The 21,283-nt window shown below is 64.8% G+C and carries 18 protein-coding genes and 1 tRNA gene; 14 read left to right on the top strand and 5 right to left on the bottom strand.

Going from position 1 to position 21,283, the window contains the following annotated elements; translation table 11 throughout:
- Window positions 1–46: 46 nt before the first annotated feature.
- The 3 genes from FAZ95_RS21355 to dprA form a co-directional block, all read right to left on the bottom strand.
- The gene (locus FAZ95_RS21355; protein WP_137334263.1) at window positions 47–2,707 is read right to left on the bottom strand and encodes a DNA topoisomerase III; all 2,661 of its coding nucleotides are present in this window, start codon (window positions 2,705–2,707) and stop codon (window positions 47–49) included.
- Between the two features lie 204 nt (window positions 2,708–2,911).
- A complete protein-coding gene (locus FAZ95_RS21350) occupies window positions 2,912–3,289 on the bottom strand; it encodes a thioredoxin family protein (protein WP_137334262.1) in 378 nt (125 codons plus the stop codon).
- Between the two features lie 88 nt (window positions 3,290–3,377).
- Window positions 3,378–4,583: a DNA-processing protein DprA gene (dprA, locus tag FAZ95_RS21345; protein ID WP_137334656.1), complete on the bottom strand. Its 1,206-nt coding sequence runs from the start codon at window positions 4,581–4,583 to the stop codon at window positions 3,378–3,380.
- 263 nt (window positions 4,584–4,846) lie between these two features.
- Here dprA and def point away from each other — a divergent pair, with 263 nt between their 5' ends.
- The 14 genes from def to FAZ95_RS21275 all read left to right on the top strand — a co-directional run bounded on the left by def (window position 4,847) and on the right by FAZ95_RS21275 (window position 17,598).
- Window positions 4,847–5,350 (top strand): peptide deformylase, encoded by a 504-nt coding sequence (gene def, locus FAZ95_RS21340; protein ID WP_137334261.1) that lies wholly within the window; start codon window positions 4,847–4,849, stop codon window positions 5,348–5,350.
- 61 nt (window positions 5,351–5,411) lie between these two features.
- On the top strand, window positions 5,412–6,401 hold the full coding sequence (fmt, locus tag FAZ95_RS21335) for a methionyl-tRNA formyltransferase (protein ID WP_137334260.1): 990 nt from the start codon (window positions 5,412–5,414) through the stop codon (window positions 6,399–6,401).
- Between the two features lie 112 nt (window positions 6,402–6,513).
- The gene (locus FAZ95_RS21330; RefSeq protein WP_137334259.1) at window positions 6,514–7,155 is read left to right on the top strand and encodes a LysE family translocator; all 642 of its coding nucleotides are present in this window, start codon (window positions 6,514–6,516) and stop codon (window positions 7,153–7,155) included.
- 105 nt (window positions 7,156–7,260) lie between these two features.
- Window positions 7,261–8,118, top strand: a complete 858-nt coding sequence (gene htpX / locus FAZ95_RS21325; RefSeq protein WP_137334258.1) for a zinc metalloprotease HtpX — start codon at window positions 7,261–7,263, stop codon at window positions 8,116–8,118.
- 256 nt (window positions 8,119–8,374) lie between these two features.
- Entirely contained in the window at window positions 8,375–9,823 is a 1,449-nt protein-coding gene (rsmB, locus tag FAZ95_RS21320; RefSeq protein ID WP_137334257.1) for a 16S rRNA (cytosine(967)-C(5))-methyltransferase RsmB, read from the top strand.
- Window positions 9,820–10,410: a DUF4390 domain-containing protein gene (locus FAZ95_RS21315; RefSeq protein WP_137334256.1), complete on the top strand. Its 591-nt coding sequence runs from the start codon at window positions 9,820–9,822 to the stop codon at window positions 10,408–10,410. Before rsmB ends, FAZ95_RS21315 begins: the two co-directional genes overlap by 4 nt.
- Entirely contained in the window at window positions 10,400–12,796 is a 2,397-nt protein-coding gene (locus FAZ95_RS21310; protein ID WP_137334255.1) for a sensor histidine kinase, read from the top strand. Before FAZ95_RS21315 ends, FAZ95_RS21310 begins: the two co-directional genes overlap by 11 nt.
- Window positions 12,797–13,483: a response regulator transcription factor EsaR gene (gene esaR / locus FAZ95_RS21305; protein WP_137334254.1), complete on the top strand. Its 687-nt coding sequence runs from the start codon at window positions 12,797–12,799 to the stop codon at window positions 13,481–13,483.
- Between the two features lie 58 nt (window positions 13,484–13,541).
- Window positions 13,542–13,617 (top strand) — tRNA-Phe (locus FAZ95_RS21300).
- Between the two features lie 406 nt (window positions 13,618–14,023).
- Window positions 14,024–14,755: a 7-cyano-7-deazaguanine synthase QueC gene (queC, locus tag FAZ95_RS21295; RefSeq protein WP_137334253.1), complete on the top strand. Its 732-nt coding sequence runs from the start codon at window positions 14,024–14,026 to the stop codon at window positions 14,753–14,755.
- Between the two features lie 35 nt (window positions 14,756–14,790).
- Window positions 14,791–15,423, top strand: coding sequence for a 7-carboxy-7-deazaguanine synthase (gene queE, locus FAZ95_RS21290; RefSeq protein WP_137334252.1), 633 nt, complete (start codon window positions 14,791–14,793; stop codon window positions 15,421–15,423).
- 10 nt (window positions 15,424–15,433) lie between these two features.
- The gene (gene queD / locus FAZ95_RS21285; protein ID WP_137334655.1) at window positions 15,434–15,877 is read left to right on the top strand and encodes a 6-carboxytetrahydropterin synthase QueD; all 444 of its coding nucleotides are present in this window, start codon (window positions 15,434–15,436) and stop codon (window positions 15,875–15,877) included.
- A 171-nt stretch (window positions 15,878–16,048) separates the two neighbouring features.
- Window positions 16,049–16,831: an HpcH/HpaI aldolase family protein gene (locus FAZ95_RS21280; protein ID WP_137334251.1), complete on the top strand. Its 783-nt coding sequence runs from the start codon at window positions 16,049–16,051 to the stop codon at window positions 16,829–16,831.
- On the top strand, window positions 16,828–17,598 hold the full coding sequence (locus FAZ95_RS21275) for a tetratricopeptide repeat protein (RefSeq protein ID WP_137334250.1): 771 nt from the start codon (window positions 16,828–16,830) through the stop codon (window positions 17,596–17,598). The genes FAZ95_RS21280 and FAZ95_RS21275 overlap by 4 nt, the downstream gene beginning before the upstream one ends.
- Before the next feature lie 73 nt (window positions 17,599–17,671).
- Here the strand turns inward: FAZ95_RS21275 and rodA are convergent, their stop codons facing one another.
- Window positions 17,672–18,820 carry a rod shape-determining protein RodA gene (gene rodA, locus FAZ95_RS21270; RefSeq protein ID WP_137334249.1) on the bottom strand — a complete coding sequence of 383 codons (1,149 nt, stop codon included), beginning with the start codon at window positions 18,818–18,820 and terminating at the stop codon, window positions 17,672–17,674.
- A gap of 11 nt (window positions 18,821–18,831) precedes the next feature.
- Window positions 18,832–21,246 (bottom strand): penicillin-binding protein 2, encoded by a 2,415-nt coding sequence (gene mrdA, locus FAZ95_RS21265; RefSeq protein WP_137334248.1) that lies wholly within the window; start codon window positions 21,244–21,246, stop codon window positions 18,832–18,834.
- Window positions 21,247–21,283 lie beyond the last annotated feature (37 nt).

The following is a 21,283-nucleotide window of genomic DNA, read 5'->3' as shown; positions in this document are numbered from 1 at the left end:
AACAAAAGCGCAGCGAAAGCTGCGCTTTTGTTTTGGGCCGGCGGTTTTATGAGCCGGTTTTTCGCGCCGGCGTCTTTCTTGCCGCCGTCTTGGCCGCGGGTTTCTCGGCGGCGCTCTTTGCCGTCTTCGCTGCGGCTTTTACCGCGGCTTTCTTGGCGGGAACGGCGGCTTCCTCGGCGCCTGCGCCTTCGGCTTCAGCCGCTTTCGCCGCGGTTTTCGCCGCCGTCTTCGCTGCCGTTTTCGCCGACGGCTCCTTCTTCTCGAATTCGAAGCCGATCTTGCCGTCGCTCTGCTTGACGAGGAACGCCTTGAAGTTGCGGCCGGTGCGGGACGACTTGAAGTTCGTCAGCAAATCGGTGCGGCCTTCATCCAGCAGTTTTGTCATCTGCTCGCGCGCGATCTCCTGTTGAAGAATGACCTTGCCCGAGCGGAAGTCGCACGTCTTCGGATTCGCGACCGAGTTCTCGCAGACATAGCTCATGCCGTGCTCGAACACGCGGGCTTTGCACTTCGGACAGGCGCCGACCGGCTGTTGCTCCGAGAAATCCGGCGCTTCGCCGTCTTCGCCGCCTTGATCCTGGCCGAAATCGAATTCGAGCTTGTAGTTCTTCGTCTCGTCGTCGAACGCGAGCTTGAGGATCGCCGAGAACGGCCGGCCCATCTTGCTGCGAAAGCCCGATAGCGGGCCGATTTCCTTCTTCTGCAGCAGCTCTTCGACTTCCTCGATTTCGAACTGGCGGCTGCCCGGGATCTTCGAAATCGAGAATTCGCACTTCGTGCACGCGAAGCGGCGATAGTTTTCCTTCACCTGACCGCCGCAATTGGGGCACGGCGTGGTGAGCGTCGCGTAGTCGCCGGGGATGGTGTCGGAGTCGTATTCCTTCGCTCGCTTGACAATGGTCTGCGTCATGCGGGCGATTTCCTGCATGAATGCATCGCGCGGAAGGTTGCCGCGCTCCATCTGCGAGAGCTTGTATTCCCATTCGCCGGTCAGTTCCGGCGCAGTCAGCTCCTTCACCCCAAGGCCGCGCAGAAGCGTCATCAACTGGAACGCCTTTGCCGTCGGAATCAGGTCGCGGCCTTCGCGCACCAAGTACTTTTCGCCGAGCAGACCTTCGATGATCGCCGCGCGCGTCGCTGGCGTGCCCAGGCCCTTCGCGGCCATTGCCTCGCGCAGTTCGTCGTCCTCGACGAGCTTGCCCGCGCCCTCCATCGCCGACAGCAGCGTCGCTTCGTTGTAGCGGGCAGGCGGCTTGGTGGTCAGCGTGTGGGCCGCGATCTCGTCGGTCTTGACCTTCTCGTTCGGCTGGACCGGTACGAGGTTCGCGTCGTCGCCGCTCGACTCGCGGCCGTAGACCTGCAGCCAGCCCGGCTCGACGAGCACCTTGCCCTCGGTCTTGAACTGATGGCCTGCGACTTCGGTGATGCGGGTCGTGACCTTGTATTCGGCGGCCGGGAAGAACACCGCGAGGAAGCGCTTCACGACGAGGTCGTAGAGCTTCTGCTCGGGTTCCGACAGCGCCTTCGGTGCCTGCAGCGTCGGGATGATGGCGAAGTGGTCGCTGATCTTCGAGTTGTCGAAGATGCGCTTGTTCGGCTTCACCCAGCCCTTGTCGAGCACCTGCTTCGCGAACGGCAGGTAGTTGTTGCTCTCCTTGAGCATGTCGAGCGTGCTCTTGACCGTGCCGAGGTAGTCCTCCGGCAGCGCGCGCGCGTCGGTACGCGGGTAGGTGAGCACCTTGTGCTTTTCGTACAGCGCCTGGGCAAGACCCAGCGTGTTCTTCGCGGAAAAACCGAAGCGGCCGTTTGCCTCGCGCTGCAGGCTCGTCAAGTCGAAGAGCTGCGGCGAGAGCTGGGTCGACGGCTTCGATTCCTCGGTGACGGTGCCGATCTGCTCGCGGCACGCAGCCACCACGGATTCCGCCGCGGCGAGGCTCCAGAGGCGCGAGTCGCGTCTTTCCGGATCGAACTCGTCCTTCTTGAACTTCGGATCGAACCAGCGGCCCTCGTAGAAGCCGCCGGCGCAGACGAACTGCGCGCGCACTTCCCAATAGTCGCGCGGCACGAATCTGCGGATTTTCTCTTCGCGTTCGACGACGATCGACAAAGTTGGCGTCTGAACGCGGCCCACTGTCGTGAGGAAGAAGCCGCCGCCCTTGCTGTTGAAGGCGGTCATCGCGCGCGTGCCGTTGATGCCGACCAGCCAGTCCGCTTCCGAGCGGCAGCGTGCGGCATCGGCGAGCGGCTGCATGTCCTCGTCGCTGCGCAGTTGCGCAAAGCCATCGCGGATCGCGGCAGGGGTCATCGACTGCAGCCACAGGCGCTGCACCGGCTGCTTCGACTTCGCGTGCTGCGCGATCAAGCGGAAGATCAGCTCGCCCTCGCGCCCCGCGTCGCAGGCGTTGATGAGGCGGTCGACATCCTTGCGCTTCATGAGCTTCGTGAGCACCTTGAGCCGCGATTCGCTCTTGGCGATCGGGTTCAGGTCGAAGTGGGGCGGGATGACCGGCAGGTGCGCGAAGCTCCATTTGCCGCGCTTGACCTCGTATTCCTCGGGGGCGGCGATCTCGAGCAGGTGGCCGACCGCCGACGAAAGCACGAAGTCGTCGCTCTCGTAGTACTCGTCATGTTTGGTAAAGCCGCCCAGCGCCCGCGCGATGTCGTTCGCGACAGAAGGCTTTTCCGCAATGATCAGTGCTTTGGACATGACTGGATGTGAGGTGGGTGGTTCGGGGTCAAAACCCGGATGTTGGTCTCTTTAACGACCGCTTTATAGCACACGGCGTTCTGCTTGTTTAAAAACGCGCGCAATGTTAAATGCGGGCCGTATTGAAAACAAGCAGGCTGACAAGCCCGCCTCGCGCGGCTCGCAGGCCGGCGCGGCGGGCCTGCTGCGGCAGGCGGGCGCGATTCAGACTGCGGCGAGTGCCGGACGCAGTTTCGGCGCGCCGACGGAGTTCGGCAGCGTGGTCAGATCGGACAGCATGCGCTCGAGGATCGACAAGTGCGGCAAAACCGTACCGAAAAAGCGCGTGGTGATGCCGTCTTCGATCAGGATCGTCGGGAAGTTCTCGACGTCGAGGTCCTCGAAGCGATCGGCGTGGGTTTCGACGTCGATCCAGGCGAAGCAGACATCCGGGTGCGCGTCGGCGACGCGGTCGAAGCCCGCGCGGTAGTCGCGGCAGGTGCCGCACCATTCCGCGCACAAGCAGGCGACGAGGAGGGTATCGGTGTCGTTGATGCGCTCGGCGATCCGGTCTGCGTCGGTGTCGAGATTCAGCGCTGGCATTGTGTTTCCTTGCGTTCTTTTCTGAAGTGCGAACTGCTTGCGGCGACTGTAGCACGCCTCTCGTGGGGCGGCGCGGTCGTCGGTGCGCTTAGCCGCGCTCGATGCGCGCGAAGCGCCCGCCCGGCAGCGCCGTCAGCCGCCCGGCGAGCTCCAGCTGCAGCAGCGTGCTTTGCAACGTCGCATTTTCCATCTCGGTTCGGGCCGCGAGGACGTCGAAGGTCGCGGGGGCATGGCCGAGCGCCGCGAGCAGGCGCTCGGCGTGGGCGTCCAGAGGCGGCGGGAGCGCGCTTTGCGTTGCCGTTGGCGCGAGTGTCAGTTGCTCGCCCGGCGTCGCGGCGGTGGTTCGGCGCTTTGGCCGCGCCCCAGGCGATGCGGCTGGCAATGCGCTTTTCGCCGCCACGCGGATGCCAAGTTCTTCCAGCACTTCCTCCACCGTTTCGACGAGTTTCGCCCCGTCCTTGATGATTCGGTGACACCCGCGCGAAAGCGGTGCGTGGATCGAACCGGGAATCGCGAACACATCCCGCCCCATCTCGTTGGCGAGACGCGCCGTGATCAGCGAACCGGACCGCAGCGCGGCTTCGACAATCAGCACGCCGCTCGACAGGCCCGCGATCAGCCGGTTGCGCTGCGGAAAATGGGCGGACCTGGCAGGCGTGCCGAGCGGCCACTCCGACAACATCACCCCTTCCGCGGCGATTTGATGGGCGAGCGCGTGATGGATGGCGGGATAGACGATGTCGGCGCCGGTGCCGATCACTGCGATCGTGCTGCCGCGCCCGGCCAGCGCACCTCGGTGCGCGGCGCCGTCGATGCCCTGCGCCAGACCGGAGACGACGCTCAATCCGGCATCCGACAAGGCTTGCGCGAAGCGAGTCGCGTCTTCGAGCCCTTGCGGCGTCGCATTGCGGCTGCCGACGATCGCCACGCTTGTTGCGTGCAGCAGCTCCATACGGCCCTTTACATATAGCAGCGGCGGTGGATCGGGCATCGTGAGCAGCGCCGGCGGGTAGGCCGGGTCGCCCAACGTGACGATTGCGTTGCCGGGCTGCGCGCGCCAATGCGTGATGTGGGCAAGCTGCTGCGCAAAGCCGGCAGGCGGCTCTGCGAGCACGGCGTGCGCGACGGCGTCGCCGACGATCGCCGCCAGCGCCCGAAAAGGCGTCGCCAATACGGCTTCGGGCAATCCGAACGCGTCGAGCAGCGCGCGCAGCGCGACGGGCGCGAGTCCGCGCGCGGTGGCAAGGCGCAGCCACGCGGCGAGTTCGGAGTCGGTCATCGGCAAGATCTGCATAGCGGGTCGACCCTCGAGGGCAGCCTGCGGGTGTTCGGGCAGCATGCTAAAATTTTCATCATCCGAAATACAATGCAGCGCCGCGCAAAGTCGCGGGTGTCCGTGGCTGCGTCAAAAATAGATGAGTTGAATCTGCTGGGTTCAGCGGACATCTTCGAGACGCGGCATCGAGCCCGCAAGCTGACCGATCGGCCTATTGCCGCATCGGGAATTTTTCGTCACGGTATCGTTTTGCGCGACCGCATCCGACCACTTTCAAGATCATGGCCTTACTCAGCATCCTCAATTACCCCGATAAACGCCTGCACAAAATCGCGAAACCGGTCGAGCGCGTCGACGATCGCATCCGCAAGCTCGTAGCCGATATGGGCGAGACGATGTACGCGGCGCCCGGCATCGGCCTTGCCGCGACGCAGGTCGACGTGCATGAGCGCGTGATCGTGATCGACGTGTCGGAGACGCACGATCAGCTTTTGGCGTTCATCAATCCGGAGATCGTCTGGTCGAGCGACGAACGCAAGATCAACGAGGAAGGCTGCTTGTCGGTGCCGGGCATCTACGACAGCGTCGAGCGCGCCGAGCGAGTGCGCGTGCGGGCGCTGAACGAGAAGGGCGAAACGTTCGAGATCGACTGCGAAGGGCTGCTCGCGGTCTGCATTCAGCACGAAATGGATCACTTGATGGGGAAGGTTTTCGTCGAGTATCTGTCGCCGCTCAAGCAGACGCGCATCAAGACCAAGATGAAAAAGCTGGCGCACGCGATGTAACACCGCGCGCCGGGTCTTGTTGGTTCCGCAGTCAGTTGCTGTTTATTCGAAGCTCATCTCTATGGCCCATACGTTGCGCGTCGTTTTTGCAGGTACCCCGGAATTCGCGGCGGCCGCGCTGGCCGCGATTCACACCGCCGGTTTTCCGGTGCCGCTCGTGCTGACTCAGCCCGACCGCCCCGCCGGTCGCGGCATGAAGCTGCAGGCGAGCGCCGTCAAACGCTATGCGCAGGAACACGGGCTTGCCGTCGCCCAGCCGCCGTCGTTGCGCCGCGCGGGGAAATATCCGGCCGAGGCCGCCGCAGCGATCGATCAGCTTCGCGCCACGCCGCACGACGTAATGGTCGTCGCCGCATACGGTTTGCTGCTGCCGCAGGAAGTGCTCGATATCCCTCCGCACGGCTGCGTCAACATTCACGGTTCGCTCTTGCCGCGCTGGCGGGGTGCGGCGCCGATTCAGCGCGCGCTCGAAGCCGGCGACGCCGAGACCGGCATCACGCTGATGCTCATGGATGCGGGCCTCGATACGGGCGCGATGCTCGGAGTCGGGCGTGTGCCGATCGAAACGAGCGACACGTCTGCAACGCTGTTCGACAAGCTCGCCGCAGAGGGCGCGCGTCTGATCGTCGATGCGCTCCTCGAGTTCGAGAAGAGCGGCACGTTGCAAGCGACGCCGCAGCCCGAAGCGGGCGTGACCTACGCCGATAAAATCGGCAAGCATGAAGCCGCGCTCGACTGGCGGCGGCCGGCCGCCGTCCTGGCGCGGCAGGTTCGCGCGTTCGATCCGTTTCCGGGAGGCGTCGCGACGCTCGGCGACGGTACCGCGTTGAAAATCTGGGCCGCCGAGCCCGCCACGGACGCTAAAGGCACGGCCGAGCCCGGCGCGATCGTCGAGGTTTCCGGAGACGGTGTCGTCGTCGCGTGCGGCGAAGGCGCATTGCGTCTGACTCAATTGCAAAAGCCAAGCGGCAAGCGCTTGCCGGTGCGCGAATTCCTGGCCGGCGCGACTCTCTCGGTCGGACAACGCTTTGGGTTGCCCGAGCCGCAATGACGGCTGCGTAGGACGCATCTCCTAGCGCGATCGGCCAGGTCGCGCAGCGGTTGCGGCGCGCGTTAGAATCGGCTGTACATCTCCCTCCCAAATACGCCACTGAAAGCTCGCCATGTTCGGCATCGTCCACTTCGCGTTTTTTATCGCCGCTGTTTTCCTGCTCAACGTGACGCCGGGGCCGGATACGGCTTACATCGTCGGCCGAAGCGTGGCGCAGGGGCGCGGCGCGGGGTTGATGTCGGCGCTCGGCATTTCGGCGGGCTGTTGCGTGCACTCGCTCGCGTGCGCATTCGGCTTGACCGCGTTGCTGGCGGCATCGGCAACGGCTTTCACGGTCATCAAATTCGTCGGTGCGCTGTATCTGATCTATCTCGGCGTGCGGCTGATCTTCGCGAATCCGGAGCAAGCGGAGGCTGCGGGCAACGCGCGCGCGGCGGGCGGTCCGAAATCGTTGAAGCAGCTCTTCATGCAAGGGTTCTGGACCAATGTCCTGAATCCGAAAGTCGTGCTGTTCTTTGTTTCGTTCTTCCCGCAGTTCGTCGCCGCGGACAGCGAGCACAAGGCACTCGCGTTCCTGTCGCTCGGCGTCGTGTTCGTGCTGATGAGCACGGTATGGAACAGTTTCGTCGCGTGGATCGCAGGCAGCGTCACGCAACGGCTGGGCGGCAAGCCGGCGGTGAAGCGGTGGCTGGACCGCGGCGTCGGCAGCGCGTTTGTCGGGCTCGGCATCAAGCTCGCCACGACGCGGCACTGATTGAATTTTTTGCGTTCGTCCCTATCTAACATTTTCCTTACAATTCTCCGCTCGGCCTTTGAGGCGGAACACGGCGTGATGCACGCAAACAGGTTAGGAGCAAGCATGTTCAATTGGGTCAAAACGGCAATGCTGATGGCCGCGATCACGGCCCTCTTCATTGTGATCGGCGGGATGATCGGCGGGCATCGCGGCATGATGCTGGCGCTTCTCATCGCGCTCGGCATGAATTTCTTTTCGTACTGGTTCTCGGACAAGATGGTCTTGCGCATGTACAACGCGCAGGAAGTGGACGAAGCGAGTGCGCCTCAGTTCTACCGGATGGTCCGCGAGCTCGCCACGCGTGCGCAGTTGCCGATGCCGCGCGTCTACCTGATCAACGAAGACGCGCCGAACGCGTTCGCCACGGGCCGCAATCCCGAGCACGCGGCGGTCGCGGCCACCACGGGCATTCTGCGTGTGCTGTCCGAACGCGAGATGCGCGGGGTGATGGCTCATGAACTCGCGCACGTAAAGCATCGCGACATCCTGATCTCGACCATCTCCGCGACGATGGCCGGTGCCATCTCGGCGCTCGCGAACTTCGCGATGTTCTTCGGCGGCCGCGACGAAGAAGGGCGGCCGAGCAATCCGATCGCAAGTATTGCGGTCGCCTTGCTCGCACCGATTGCGGGTGCGCTGATTCAGATGGCGATTTCGCGCGCGCGTGAATTCGAAGCGGATCGCGGCGGCGCGCAAATCTCAGGCGATCCGCAGGCGCTCGCGTCGGCGCTCGACAAGATCCATCGCTACGCGCAGGGCATCCCGTTCGCGGCGGCGGAAGCGCACCCGGCGACGGCGCAGATGATGATCATGAATCCGCTGTCGGGCGGCGGTATCGCAAATCTCTTCTCGACGCACCCGGCGACGGAAGAGCGTATAGCCCGGTTGATGGAAATGGCGCGTACCGGGCGATTCGATTGACGCCGAAGGTCCGGCGCGCTGCGCAAGCGCGCAGCTAAGTGGTGGCCGTTGGGGCGAGCCGAGAGGCTCGCCCCTTTGCTTTGTCGATCTCGTCGTTCAATCGCGTGCCCCAGCGAGCTGCGGTAGCAGCTGGCGCTCGACCCTCTTCGACGGCGGACTACCTTACGACGGATCGCTCACCTCGCCACGCTACAATGCGGCGTTTGCTCAACGGGTGTGCCGCGCAATTCCGATGCGGTACGCCCAAACTCTCTCCATGACTCAAAAATCCGCCGCGCGTCGCCAGCCGAAACAGCCTGCAGCACCGAAACACGCAGCGCGACAGGCGCGCCTATCGGCACTGCATCTCGTGCCCGAATCGCTTGGCTTTGCGCTCGATGGCGCGGCCCAGGCCGTCGGCGCCGTCCGTTATGGCACCGCGCTGCCGGCGGCGCTTGCTGCCGTGAACGCATCGTCGAACGCGGCTCACGCCGCGATGTCGCGCGGCGCCGTGCAGGATATCGCCTATCGAACGCTGCGCCGCCTCGCAACCGCCGATTGGCTCGTTGCGAAGCTGGTCCGCAAGGCCCCCGCCGCACATGTCGGCAACGTGCTCAGTTGTGCGCTCACGCTGCTCTCCGACGATGCCGATACGGCCGCTTACGCACCGTTCACCGTCGTCGATCAGGCCGTCGAGGCAATCGGCGCGAGACGCGAATTCGCCTTCGCGAAAGGGCTCGTCAACGCTGTGCTGCGCAACTTCCTGCGCGAGCGCGACGCGCTGCTGAACGAGTCCCGCGTGGACCGCGTCGCGCGCTGGAACTATCCGGCTTGGTGGATCGACGCGGTCGAACACGCGTGGCCCGATCGCTGGCAGGACATTCTCGAATCAGGCAATCGACAAGGGCCGTTGACACTGCGCGTCAACGCGCGCCGCTCGACGGTCGCGGCTTACTTGGAAACGTTGCGCGCGCATCAAATCGACGCGCGGGAGGCCGGCGTTCACGCGGTGCGGCTCGCGACGCCCACGCCGGTCGAGCGCATTCCCGGCTTTGCCGACGGCGTCGTGTCCGTTCAGGACGCCGGCGCGCAACTCGCCGCGCAATGGCTCGGCGCGCGCGACGGCATGCGTGTGCTCGATGCCTGTGCAGCGCCCGGCGGCAAGACCGGACACGTGCTCGAGCTGGCCGACGTCGACCTCGTCGCGCTCGAAAGCGACGCCTCGCGGGCGGCGCGCATCGGCGAGAATCTCGCGCGCCTCGGACTCAAAGCCGACGTGCGCATCGGCGATGCCGGCGATCCCTCGCAATGGCACGACGGCGCCGCGTTCGACCGCATCCTCGCCGACGTGCCGTGCTCGGCGTCGGGCATCGTCCGGCGCCACCCCGACATCCGCTGGCTGCGGCGCGAGTCGGATATCGCCGCCCTCGCCGCCGAGCAACGCCGCATCCTCGCCGCCCTGTGGCCGCTCGTGAAACCTGGCGGCGAGTTGCTCTACGTTACCTGCTCGATCTTTCCGGAAGAGGGCGAGTTGCAGGCGCAGTGGTTTGGAGGCGCGCATGAAGATGCGGTACGATTGGACGCACCGGGGCAACTGGTGCCGGTTCTCGCCCGCGAAGCAGCCACAGCCGCGGCCGAACGCCCGAGCGCAACGCCGCTCGGGCAGCGCACCGGTTCAGACACAGACCACGACGGATTCTTCTACGCGCGCTTTCAGAAACGGTGACGATCAAACGCTTTCTTCCGCTCCGGCTCGCGGCCGCGCTCTGGATTGCGCTGGCCCTTTGCCTCGCCGCAGCCGGGCCCGCGTGCGCCGATCCGATCTCCGTGCAGCGCGCGTCGCTGCAATCGGACGGCACCGGGTGGAACCTCGACGCCCGCTTCGACTTCGAGCTGAACAGCAGTCTCGAAGATGCCGTCAACAAAGGCATCCCGCTTTACTTCACAACCGATTTCGAACTGAGCCGTCCGCGCTGGTACTGGTTCGATGAGCAGCCCGTGTCCGTCTCGCAGACTATCCGCCTGTCGTTCCAGCCGCTCACACGCGAATACCGCGTGTCGAGCGGCGGTTTGCAATTGGGCTTCGCCTCGCTCAGCGAGGCGCTGGCGGTCATCAAGCATGTCACTTCGTGGCACGTGATCGACCGCAACCAAGTGGCGCCCGGCGAAACCTACAACGCGTCGGTGCGGATGCAGCTCGATACCGCGCTGATGCCGAAGCCGTTCCAGGTCGATGCGGTCAACAACCGCGACTGGGCGCTCGCCTCCGATTGGAAGCGTTTTACTTTTACGGTGGCCGAACGTGCTAAATAGAGTCCGCCGATCCGTGGGAGCGAAGGGCCTCGTCGTGCGAGTGCTCGTGTCGACGGTCGCCGTCACCGCGATCCTGCTGCTGGTCCTCCTGGCCGCCGCGAGCGCGAACACCGAGTTCTTCGATCGCTACTACTCGTGGCTTTACGCCGCGAACATCATCGTCGCGCTGATCTTCCTGCTCGTCGTCGTGACGCTCGCCATCATGATTCTGGCGCGCTTGCGAAGGGGCAAGTTCGGCACCCGGCTGCTCGCGAAGCTGGCGATCTTCTTTGCGCTCGTCGGCGTCGTGCCGGGCGGGATCATCTACATCGTGTCGTATCAGTTCGTCTCGCGCAGCATCGAGTCGTGGTTCGACGTCAATGTCGAAACCGCGCTGACCTCGGGGTTGAACCTCGGGCGCGGCATGCTCGACGCCTCGTTGTCGGACTTGCAGACCAAAGGCCGCATGATGGCCGAGCAGCTGGCGAGCACCGACCCGTCGAGCACGACGCTCACGCTGCTGCGTTTGCGCGATCAGTTCGGCGTGCAGGACGCGACGCTTGTCGAAACGGTGCGCGCGGTGTCGGGCGCGGCGCCGGAACTGCACGTGGTCGCGCAAGCGACGGGCAACTACGCCGCGCTCGTGCCCGACGACCTGCCGACGCAACTGATGCTCAACCAGGCGCGCGGCCGGGGCTATGCGGCGATCGAGGGCGAGGTCGATGGCGATGCGAAGGGCGGCTTGCGCTTGCGTATCGTGCAGCGCATTCCGGATTCGAGTACCTCGCTCTTGCAGCCGGCCGAACGCTTCCTGCAGCTCGAGCAGCCGGTATCGTCCACCTTGGCGCGCAACGCCGATGCCGTGCAGCGCGCGTATCGCGAGTACCAGGAGAAGGCGCTGGGCCGCACCGGCTTGCGCAAGATGTACATCGGCACGCTGACGCTCGCGCTCTTTCTCGCGACCTTCATCGCGATGATGCTCGCGCTCGCGCTCGGCAATCAGCTGGCGCGGCCGCTCTTCCTGCTCGCGCAAGGGACGAAGGAGGTGGCCGAAGGCGACTACACGCCGAAGCGCGAAATCAAGTCGCGCGACGAACTCGGCTTCCTCACGCAGTCGTTCAATGCGATGACGCGTCAGCTATCCGAAGCGCGCGCGGCGGTCGAGAAAAACCGCATCGCGCTGGAACACTCGAAGGCCTACCTCGAGAGCATTCTTGCGAACCTGACAGCAGGCGTGTTCGTGTTCGATCGCCAGTTCCGTCTGACGACCGCCAATCGCGGCGCCGAGCGCATCTTCCGCCAGCCGTTCCAATCGACGCTCGGCGCTTCGCTCGATCACATCGGCGTGCTCGCCGAATTCGGCGCGATGGTCAAGAAGGCGTTTGCCGATCGCGAAGCGGCGAGCACGAACGGCGCGGCCGACGGCGGCCACTGGCAGCAGCAGTTCGCGGTGCCGGTCGCGGGCGAGACCGAGCCGCTGACGCTGCTCGTGCGCGGCGCGCGTCTCGTATCGAGCACGGAGAACATCGAAGACGTGCAGACCGCGGGCTACGTCGTCGTGTTCGACGACATCTCCGACGTGATCTCCGCCCAGCGTTCGATCGCGTGGGGCGAGGTCGCGCGGCGTCTCGCGCACGAGATCAAGAACCCGCTCACGCCGATCCAGCTGTCGGCGGAACGCCTGCAGATGAAGCTCTCCGACAAGCTCGCGCCGCAAGACGCCGATGTCTTGAAGCGCGGCGCGACGACGATCGTGAACCAGGTCGCGGCGATGAAGCAGATGGTCGACGATTTCCGCGAATACGCGCGCACGCCGCCCGCGGTGCTCGGCAATCTGCAACTGAACGAACTGGTGTCGGAGGTGTTGACGCTCTACGGCATCGAGGAAGGCAAGAGCGCGATCAAGGTCGAGCTGTCGGCGCTGCCGGTGATTCGCGGCGACGCCACGCAGCTTCGTCAGGTGATTCACAACTTGCTGCAAAACGCGCAGGACGCGGTGGCCGATGTCGAAAACCCGCGTGTTTTGCTCGAAACCAAGACAGTAGAATATGGCGACCCGGACGCGGACGGCAAAGTGCGCGTCGCGGTGCGCCTGACCGTCTCGGACAACGGTCCGGGCTTTCCCGCGCGCATCCTGACGCGCGCGTTCGAACCCTACGTGACGACGAAGGCCAAAGGGACGGGACTCGGTCTCGCCACGGTCAAGAAGATCGTCGATGAACATGGCGCACGCATCGACATTCGCAACCGCCTCAGAGCGGGCGACGTGATCGAAGGGGCGCAGATCTCAATTCTGTTTCTGCAAATGGCAGACGACGGCGCATCGCCCGGAGCGGCGAGCGCGCCATCGCACGGCGCGGAAGTGCCGGGACACACAAAAGCAATAGTGCAGACAAGGGCAGCGTAAATGGCAACCATCCTGGTGGTAGATGATGAAATGGGCATCCGGGAATTGCTCTCGGAGATCCTTTCCGACGAAGGACACGTCGTGGAGGCCGCGGAAAACGCGCAGCAGGCGCGGGATTTCCGCTTGCGCGCGGCGCCCGATCTGGTGCTGCTCGATATCTGGATGCCCGACACCGACGGCGTGACGCTGCTCAAGGAGTGGGCGGCGCAAGGGCAGTTGACGATGCCGGTCATCATGATGTCCGGGCACGCGACGATCGATACGGCGGTCGAGGCGACGAAAATCGGCGCGCTGAATTTTCTCGAAAAGCCGATCGCGCTGCAGAAGCTCTTGAAGGCGGTCGAGCAGGGCCTCGCGCGCGGCAATGCGACGTCGCCCGTCGGCGCGGTGGCCAAGCCGGCGTCGCCGATCAATTCGTCAGCCGTGGCCTCGGCGGCGGCGTTGCCGATACTGGCGGCGGAGAACGGCGCCAGCGGCGGTCTGCCCGCGCAGACCGCGTCGATTTCGTTCGATATTCCGCTGCGCGACGCGCGCGATGCGTTCGAACGCGCGTATTTCGAATATCACCTCGCGCGCGAGAACGGCAGCATGACCCGCGTCGCGGAAAAGACAGGGCTCGAACGCACGCACTTGTATCGCAAGCTCAAGCAGCTTGGCGTGGACCTTGGGAAGAACAAGGGAGAATAAATCTTCACAAAGGGGCTTGAGTACCGCAAAAACACTTGCTATACTCTCGCTTCTTCGTGGCCCGGTAGCTCAGTTGGTAGAGCAGCGGATTGAAAATCCGCGTGTCGATGGTTCGATTCCGTCCCAGGCCACCAGCAGTATCCAACCCCAAGAATCGCAAGGTTCTTGGGGTTTTTCATATGTCACCGGAGTTAGTGCTTCAGCCTTAAGCGGTGCGTCACGGTCAGCGCGCACGCCGGTCCCAGCGCCATTTCGGGACGGCATGATAAAATCTCGCTATTACAAGGACTTGCAACGCATGCGTCCCGCAAGTCCTTTGTTGTTTCCAGGCGCGAATTCTGCGTGCTCGTCACCCGGCCGGCGGGATGCGGCACATCGGCGGCGCATCGCGTCAGGCGATCAGCGGTATAAGCGGCGCGGCGCCTGTCGCCAAACGGTGCGACCTATACTGCATGAGCCGGCGCCGCCGGCACGCGTTGCCGCACGGCGCCGCCACCGCGCCGGCGCGACGCGAGCCCTCATCACTCACGGAGTTTCACGGTGACTCGGACAGACGCTAAGAACAGCGCGCTCGTGTTGTTTTCCGGCGGCCAGGATTCGGCCACATGTCTTGCATGGGCGCTCGATCGATACGAAACGGTCGAGACGCTCGGCTTCGATTACGGTCAGCGGCACCGTGTCGAGCTCGAATGCCGCGAAGGCTTTCGCAGCGCGATTGCGCGCGAGTTTCCCGCGTGGGCGGACCGGCTGGGCGAAGACCACATGATCGACTTGTCGGTGCTCGGGTCGATCAGCGATACCGCGATGACGCGCGAGATCCAGATCGAAGCGGCGGCCAACGGTCTGCCGAATACGTTCGTGCCCGGCCGCAACCTGATGTTCATGACGATCGCCGCGGCGATCGCCTACCGGCGCGGGTTGAAGGTGCTGGTCGGCGGCATGTGCGAGACCGATTTCTCGGGCTACCCCGATTGCCGCGACGACACGATGAAGGCGCTGCAAGTCGCGCTCAATCTCGGCATGGACAGCCGCTTTTTGCTCGAGACGCCGTTGATGTGGCTCGACAAGGCCGATACGTGGCGCCTGGCGCAAACGCTGGGCGGCGATGCGCTTGTCGAACTGGTGCGTGTCGAGACGCACACGTGCTACGTCGGCGAACGCGCCGAGCTGCACGATTGGGGCTTCGGCTGCGGCGAGTGCCCGGCGTGCCGGCTGCGTAAGCGCGGCTACGAAGCGTTTCTCGCGGGCGAGAAGGTGACAGAGCCGGCCTAAGCGGCTGGACCAAGTGGTTGAAATCAGAGAGCGGCATGACGTACGCGGTAAAGGAAATTTTCTACACGTTGCAGGGCGAGGGCGCGAACGCCGGCCGCCCCGCCGTGTTTTGCCGGTTCGCCGGCTGCAATCTGTGGTCGGGCCGTGAGGAAGACCGGGCGGAAGCCGTATGCCGCTTCTGCGATACCGATTTCGTTGGCACCGACGGCGAGAACGGCGGCAAGTACAAGAGCGCGGACGAACTCGTTGCGATGATCGCGTCGCTGTGGCCGGAGGGCGAGACGCACCGCTTCGTCGTCTGCACGGGCGGCGAGCCGATGCTGCAGATCGACCCGCCGTTCGTCGATGCGCTGCACGCGGCAGGCTTCGAGATCGCGATCGAAACGAACGGTTCGCTGCCGGTGCTCGAGACGATCGACTGGATCTGCGTGAGCCCGAAGGCCGACGCGCCGCTCGTCGTGACGAAAGGCAACGAGCTCAAGGTCGTGGTTCCGCAGGACAACCAGCGCCTCGCCGACTACGCGAAGCTCGATTTCGACTATTTCCTCGTCCAGCCGATGGACGGCCCGTCGCGCGATTTCAATACAAAGCTCGCGATCGATTGGTGCAAGCGCCATCCGCAGTGGCGCCTGTCGATGCAAACCCACAAGTACCTGAACATTCCGTGACGCCGCCGTGCTGACGATTACCCGAAAACTCGAATTCGATGCGGGCCACCGCATCCCCGACCACCGCAGCCAGTGCCGCAACCTGCATGGGCACCGCTACGTGCTCGAAATCACGCTGCAAGGCGATGTCGTCGAAACGGAAGGCGCGCCGGATTGCGGCATGGTGATGGATTTCGCCGACGTCAAATCGCTGGCGATGGAGCATCTCGTCAATCGCTGGGATCACGCGTTCCTCGTCTACGAGGGCGACGTGAAAGTGCGCGAGTTTCTCGATTCGATGCCGGGCCATAAGACCGTGGTGCTCAACCGCATTCCGACCGTCGAGAACCTCGCGGCGATCGCATTCGACGTGCTCGCCAACGTCTACGACGCGCACTACGGCGTGAATCTGCGCCTTGCGCGTGTGCGTATATACGAAACGCCAAATTGCTGGGCCGAAGTAGTCCGAGACTGAGCCGTTTTTGTCACGGTATGATCGTTCCGGTATAGGCATAAGCGATACACACACGGAGCGAGACATGCCGGAGACCTTATTCATCAGCGGGCCTAGCGAGCCCTACCGCCGCCTGGCCCGCGCCATTGGGCGCATTTCGTGCTGCACCACGCGTGCGGGAGGAATGCGTCGATGAGCGCCCTGACCAATCCCCTCAAGCAGCGCCTCAAGGAAGCCGACCCGCTCTACGGGTTGTGGCTGTCGCTAGGCAGCGAGAACGCGGCCGAGGCGCTCGCGCATGCCGGCTTCGACTGGCTTTGCATCGACATGGAACACGCGCCGAACGATTCCGGCGACGTCACCGCGCAGCTGCGCGCGATTGCCGCTGCGCACTTGCCGAGCGAGCCTGTCGTGCGCGTGCCGGCCAAAGACCCGTGGCTCGTGAAGCGCGTGCTCGACGCAGGCGCGCGCACGATCATGTTCCCGAACATCGAATCGGCCGACGAAGCGGCGCACGCAGTGCGTCTCACGCAATACCAGAACTCGGATTCGCCCGAAGGCTTGCGCGGCGTGGCCGGCGCGGTGCGCGCGGCCGCCTTCGGCATGCGGCGCGACTACGTGATGAGCGCCAACGCACAGATCGCGACGATCGTGCAGATCGAATCGGCGCGCGCGCTCGAAAACGTCGAGGCAATTGCGGCGACGCCGGGCGTCGACTGCTTGTTCATCGGCCCGGCCGATCTGTCGGCGAGCCTTGGTCATCTTGGCGACACCAAGCATCCGGAAGTCCTGGCGGCGATCGCGCGCATCGTGGACGCGGCGCAGCGCGCCGGCGTCGCCACCGGCATTTTCGCGCTCGACAGCGCCGGCGCGCGCCAGTATCGCGACGCCGGCTTTCGATTCATCGCGCTTGCGGCCGACGTCATGTGGCTCTTGCGAGCGACGCGGCAAGCGTTACAGGAGGTGCGGTCATGAGCAAACGGGCTACGACGACGGCTTCGGCCCAATTGGCCTGGGCCATATCGGCCTGGGCCAGACCGGCGCAGGCCATCGCGACCTGGGCGGGCGCGGCGCTCATCGGCGTCTTCGCGGCGAGCGGAGCCGCCCACGCGCAGACGGTGAAGAAGGAAGCCCCCGACGCGGAAACGCAAACGGCCGTCGCCGACTACAACGCCGGCAATTTGCCCGCCGCGTTGAAGGAATTCCGCGACGCCGCCGAGCACGGCAGCCGCCTGGCCGAATTCAACTACGCGATGATGCTGTTGAACGGCGAGGGCACGCAGGCCAACGTCGAGGAAGGCAAGAAATGGCTGCGCAAGGCGGCCGATGCGAACATGTCGCACGCGCAGTACGTGTACGGCAAGATGTACGACGATGGCGACTTCGTTGCGCGCGATCCGGCGGAGGCGCATCGCTGGTTTCTGAAAGCCGCGCAGCAAGGCCACGTGCAGGCTGAACTCGCGCTCGCGAATCAGTTTCTCGACGGACGCGGCACGACGCGCGACAACCAGCAGGCGTTCGTCTGGTACAAGAAGGCGGCCGAGGGCGGCGACATGACCGCGCAATACGTGACGGGATCGTTCTACGAACGCGGCGGAGATGGCGTCGAGCAGAATCTGAACGTGGCGCGCGCGTACTACGCGGCGGCTGCGGCGCAGGGCGATCCGGCGGCGCGCCTGAAATACCAGCAGCTCAGCACGCAATTGCAGCAACAGGCCAAGCCGCAAACGCAGCCGCAGTAGCGAGCTGCCGTCGCCGGCAAAAAAACGAACGCCGCGCATCGGGTCTCGAAACCCGGGCGCGGCGTTCTGCTTTTCATGACTTCATGAGCCGCTTCTGCCGCCCGACGCTCATGATGAGGCCGACCGCGACGCCGAGCGTGGTGAGCGCGGTGCCGCCATAGCTCATGAACGGCAGCGGCACGCCGACGACCGGCAGTATCCCGCTCACCATCCCGATGTTGACGAACGCGTAGGTGAAGAACGCCATCGTGAGCGAGCCGGCCAATAATCGTCCGAACAGCGTCGCCCCGTTTGCGGCGACGTAGAGCCCGCGCGCGATCAGCAACGTATAGAGCACGAGCAGCACGACTCCGCCCGCGAGCCCGAACTCCTCCGAGAACACGGCGAAGATGAAGTCGGTATGTTTTTCGGGGATGAACTCGAGGTGCGCCTGCGTGCCTTTCAGCCAGCCCTTGCCGAGCGGGCCGCCCGAGCCGATCGCGATGACGGCCTGGATCGTGTGGAAGCCTTTGCCGAGCGGATCGGAGGTCGGGTCGAGCAGCGTGCAGACGCGGTGCTTCTGGTAGTCGTGCATCAACGGCCACTGCACCTCGGGCTGGCAGATCTTGTCCTGGAACGTCGCGATCAACGCCACCGAAATGACGACGGCGACCAGCACCGGCGCGATCAGCTTGAACGACAGGCCGGCGAAATAGATGACGAAGAGGCCCGCGGCGAACACGAGCATCGCCGTGCCGAGGTCCGGCTGCTTGGCGATCAGGCCGACCGGCACCGCAAGAATGGCGAAGCCGACGAGAAAGTCCCACCATCGCAGCCCGGTTTCGCGCTTCTGGTAGTACCACGCGAGCATGAGCGGCGTGGCGATCTTCAAGAGTTCGGACGGTTGGATCACGACGCCCACGTTGATCCAGCGCTTTGCACCCTTCTTCGTGATCCCGAATACCGCGACGCCGATGAGGAGCGCGATCCCGACCGAATAGAGCGGCACGGCGAATCGCATCAGCGTCGTGGGCGGCACGTTGGCGAGCACCCACATGAGGATGAAGGTGAAGACGATGTTGCGCAGCTGGTCTTCGACCTTGCCCGGCATGTCGAGCGTCGCGCTATAGAGCGTCACGATGCCGACGCACAGCAACAGGAACACCGTCAGCGCGAGCGGGCGATCGAAGCCCGCGAACATCTGCTTGGCGCGTTCGATCCAGACACGCTTGTCGAATTGCATGCCTTTCTCCGTTAATCGTCGATACCGGACGAGGCCGGCGTGGAGGGAGCGGCGGACGGCGAATTCTCGTCGCGGGACGGCGGCGCGATGGCGACGTCGGGGGGCTCGCTGGCGGGGCGCGGCTTGCGCGGTTTTTTGGCCGGGGCGGCAGCGGCGGCGCCGGACGCCGAGGCGTCTGAGGCGCTCGAGGCGCCGAGCGCGCTCTTCGTTTTCTTCGCGCTCGTCGTGACGGCCGTGCTCGATGCGCCGGACGCTGCCGTCGCGCCAACCGCTGCGGCGCTCGAAGCGCCTGCGGTATTCGCGGCGCCGGAGGCTGCGTCCGCACCGGCCGCGCCCGATGCGGCAGCATCGGAAGCCGCAACATCAGACGCGCTCTTCGGCGGCACCGGAGACGGCAGCGCCGTGAACCCGGCAGCCACCTTGACCACCGGCGCCGAGCCGTCGGCCGCGTCCGACGCGCCGATCACCGGCCCGATGATGCCCTGCGTCGCCGAAGCCGCCGCCGCGACCGCCGCCGCTTCCACGCCCGGCTTCTGTCGCTGGAGCAGCCAGAAGTCGAGCACGCGGCGTGCGATCGGGCCGGCCGCCTGTGCGCCCCAGCCGCCGTTTTCGACGACCAGCGCGACCGCGATCTGCGGATTGTCGGCGGGAGCGAACGCGATGAACAGCGCGTGGTCCCGCAGACGCTCGTCCAGCAAATGGCCGTGGTACTTCGCACCTTGCAGCGAGAACACCTGCGCGGTACCCGTCTTGCCGGCCGTCACGTACGGCGCGTCGCGGAAGACTTGATAGGCGGTGCCGGACTGATTGGTCGTCACGTTGATCATGCCGCGCTTGACGACGTCGATGTCGGATTGCGTGACGTCAATCCGGCCGTTGTCCTTCGGCACGGTCAAACGCAACTGGTGGGAGATCGGATTCTCGATTTCCTTCACCAAGTGCGGCTTCATGACGACGCCGTTGTTCGCGAGCGTCGCCGTCGCGTGCGCGAGCTGCAGGATCGTGTACGAGTTGTAGCCCTGGCCGATCCCGAGGCTGATCGTCTCGCCTTCGTACCAGCGCTGCTGCTCGGGTTTGCGATACGCCTTCTTCTTCCAGTCGGTCGACGGCAGCACGCCGCGCGCTTCGCCCGCGATATCGATGCCGGTGATCTGCCCGAAGCCCCACGGCTTCATGAAGTTGGCGATCGCGTTGACGCCGAGATCGTGCGCGAGCATGTAGAAGTAGGTGTCGTTCGACACCATGATCGCGCGGTTCATGTCGATCCAGCCCTGGCCCTGCGGCACGTCGTTGCGGAACGTGTGGCCGCCGAACGTGTACGAGCCGGGGTCCTGGAAGCCCCACTGCGGCGTGCGCTTGTGCAGCGTCAGCGCGGCGAGCGCCATGAACGGCTTGTAAGTCGAGCCCGGCGGATACGTGCCGTGCAGCGGCCGGTTCAGGAGCGGATGGTCGGGCGAGTTGTTGAGGTCGTCCCAGGTCTGCTGATCGATGCCGTCGACGAACGAATTCGGATCGAAACTCGGCGACGACACGAACGCGAGCACGTCGCCCGTCGACGGCTCGATCGCGACGAGCGCGCCGCGCTTGCCCGCGAACGCCTCCTCGGCGACTTGCTGCAAGCCGATGTCGATCGACAGCACGAGGTTGTTGCCCGGTGTCGCCTGCGTGCGCGAGAGCGTGCGCACGGGCCGCCCGCCCGCCGTCACTTCGACTTCCTCGAAGCCGGTCATGCCGTGCAGCTCGGTCTCGTAGCTCTGCTCGACGCCGATCTTGCCGATGTAGTCGGTGCCCTTGTAGTTGTTCGCGTCGAGGCGCGGATCGTAGTGGTCCGGATCGCTGTCGTTCTGGTCGCTGATATCGTCGATGCGCTCCTGGTCGCGCTGCGAGATCCGGCCGATGTAGCCGATCACGTGCGCGGCGGTCATGCCGAGCGGATATTGGCGGAACAGGCGCGCGCGCACGTCGACGCCCGGGAAGCGGAAACGCTGCGCGGTGAACTTCGCGACTTCGTCGTCGGTGAGGCGCGTGCGGATCGGCAGGCTCTCGAAGTTCTTCGAGTCTTCGAGCAGCTTCTTGAAACGGCGGCGGTCGCGCTGGTCGATCGTGATGACGGTCGAGAGCTTCTCGATGACGTTGTCGAGCGTGTCGTCGATCTTCGACGGCGTGATTTCCAGCGTGTACGCCGAGTAGTTCCTGGCGAGCACGACGCCGTTGCGGTCGGTGATGATGCCGCGGTTCGGCACGATCGGCGCGACGGAAATGCGGTTTTCCTCGGCCTGCAGCGAGTATTTGCTGTAGTGCCAGACCTGCAGGTTCAGAAAGCGCAGTACGAGGAGGCCGAAGCAGACAAGCGTGAACAGCCCGGCCAGCGCGACGCGCACGCGGAACCGGGAGAGCTGTTGCTGGGTGTCCTTGAATTCGGTCATGCGAGTACTGAGTCAGCGGCGCCGGGTGTGGCGAAAA

The organism is Trinickia violacea (assembly GCF_005280735.1).
Classification (GTDB): domain Bacteria; phylum Pseudomonadota; class Gammaproteobacteria; order Burkholderiales; family Burkholderiaceae; genus Trinickia_A; species Trinickia_A violacea.
This window is presented reverse-complemented; position numbering and strand designations above follow the sequence as displayed.

What these genes read in the sequence shown, in the direction of transcription:
- FAZ95_RS21330 (WP_137334259.1), top strand. Translation starts at nt 6,514, where the DNA reads ATGTTCGGCATCGTCCACTTCGCGTTTTTTATCGCCGCTGTTTTCCTG.
- rsmB (WP_137334257.1), top strand. Translation starts at nt 8,375, where the DNA reads ATGACTCAAAAATCCGCCGCGCGTCGCCAGCCGAAACAGCCTGCAGCA.
- mrdA (WP_137334248.1), bottom strand. Translation starts at nt 21,246, where the DNA reads ATGACCGAATTCAAGGACACCCAGCAACAGCTCTCCCGGTTCCGCGTG.
- queE (WP_137334252.1), top strand. Translation starts at nt 14,791, where the DNA reads ATGACGTACGCGGTAAAGGAAATTTTCTACACGTTGCAGGGCGAGGGC.
- def (WP_137334261.1), top strand. Translation starts at nt 4,847, where the DNA reads ATGGCCTTACTCAGCATCCTCAATTACCCCGATAAACGCCTGCACAAA.
- FAZ95_RS21355 (WP_137334263.1), bottom strand. Translation starts at nt 2,707, where the DNA reads ATGTCCAAAGCACTGATCATTGCGGAAAAGCCTTCTGTCGCGAACGAC.
- htpX (WP_137334258.1), top strand. Translation starts at nt 7,261, where the DNA reads ATGTTCAATTGGGTCAAAACGGCAATGCTGATGGCCGCGATCACGGCC.
- FAZ95_RS21275 (WP_137334250.1), top strand. Translation starts at nt 16,828, where the DNA reads ATGAGCAAACGGGCTACGACGACGGCTTCGGCCCAATTGGCCTGGGCC.
- esaR (WP_137334254.1), top strand. Translation starts at nt 12,797, where the DNA reads ATGGCAACCATCCTGGTGGTAGATGATGAAATGGGCATCCGGGAATTG.
- dprA (WP_137334656.1), bottom strand. Translation starts at nt 4,583, where the DNA reads ATGCAGATCTTGCCGATGACCGACTCCGAACTCGCCGCGTGGCTGCGC.
- fmt (WP_137334260.1), top strand. Translation starts at nt 5,412, where the DNA reads ATGGCCCATACGTTGCGCGTCGTTTTTGCAGGTACCCCGGAATTCGCG.
- FAZ95_RS21350 (WP_137334262.1), bottom strand. Translation starts at nt 3,289, where the DNA reads ATGCCAGCGCTGAATCTCGACACCGACGCAGACCGGATCGCCGAGCGC.
- rodA (WP_137334249.1), bottom strand. Translation starts at nt 18,820, where the DNA reads ATGCAATTCGACAAGCGTGTCTGGATCGAACGCGCCAAGCAGATGTTC.
- FAZ95_RS21280 (WP_137334251.1), top strand. Translation starts at nt 16,049, where the DNA reads ATGAGCGCCCTGACCAATCCCCTCAAGCAGCGCCTCAAGGAAGCCGAC.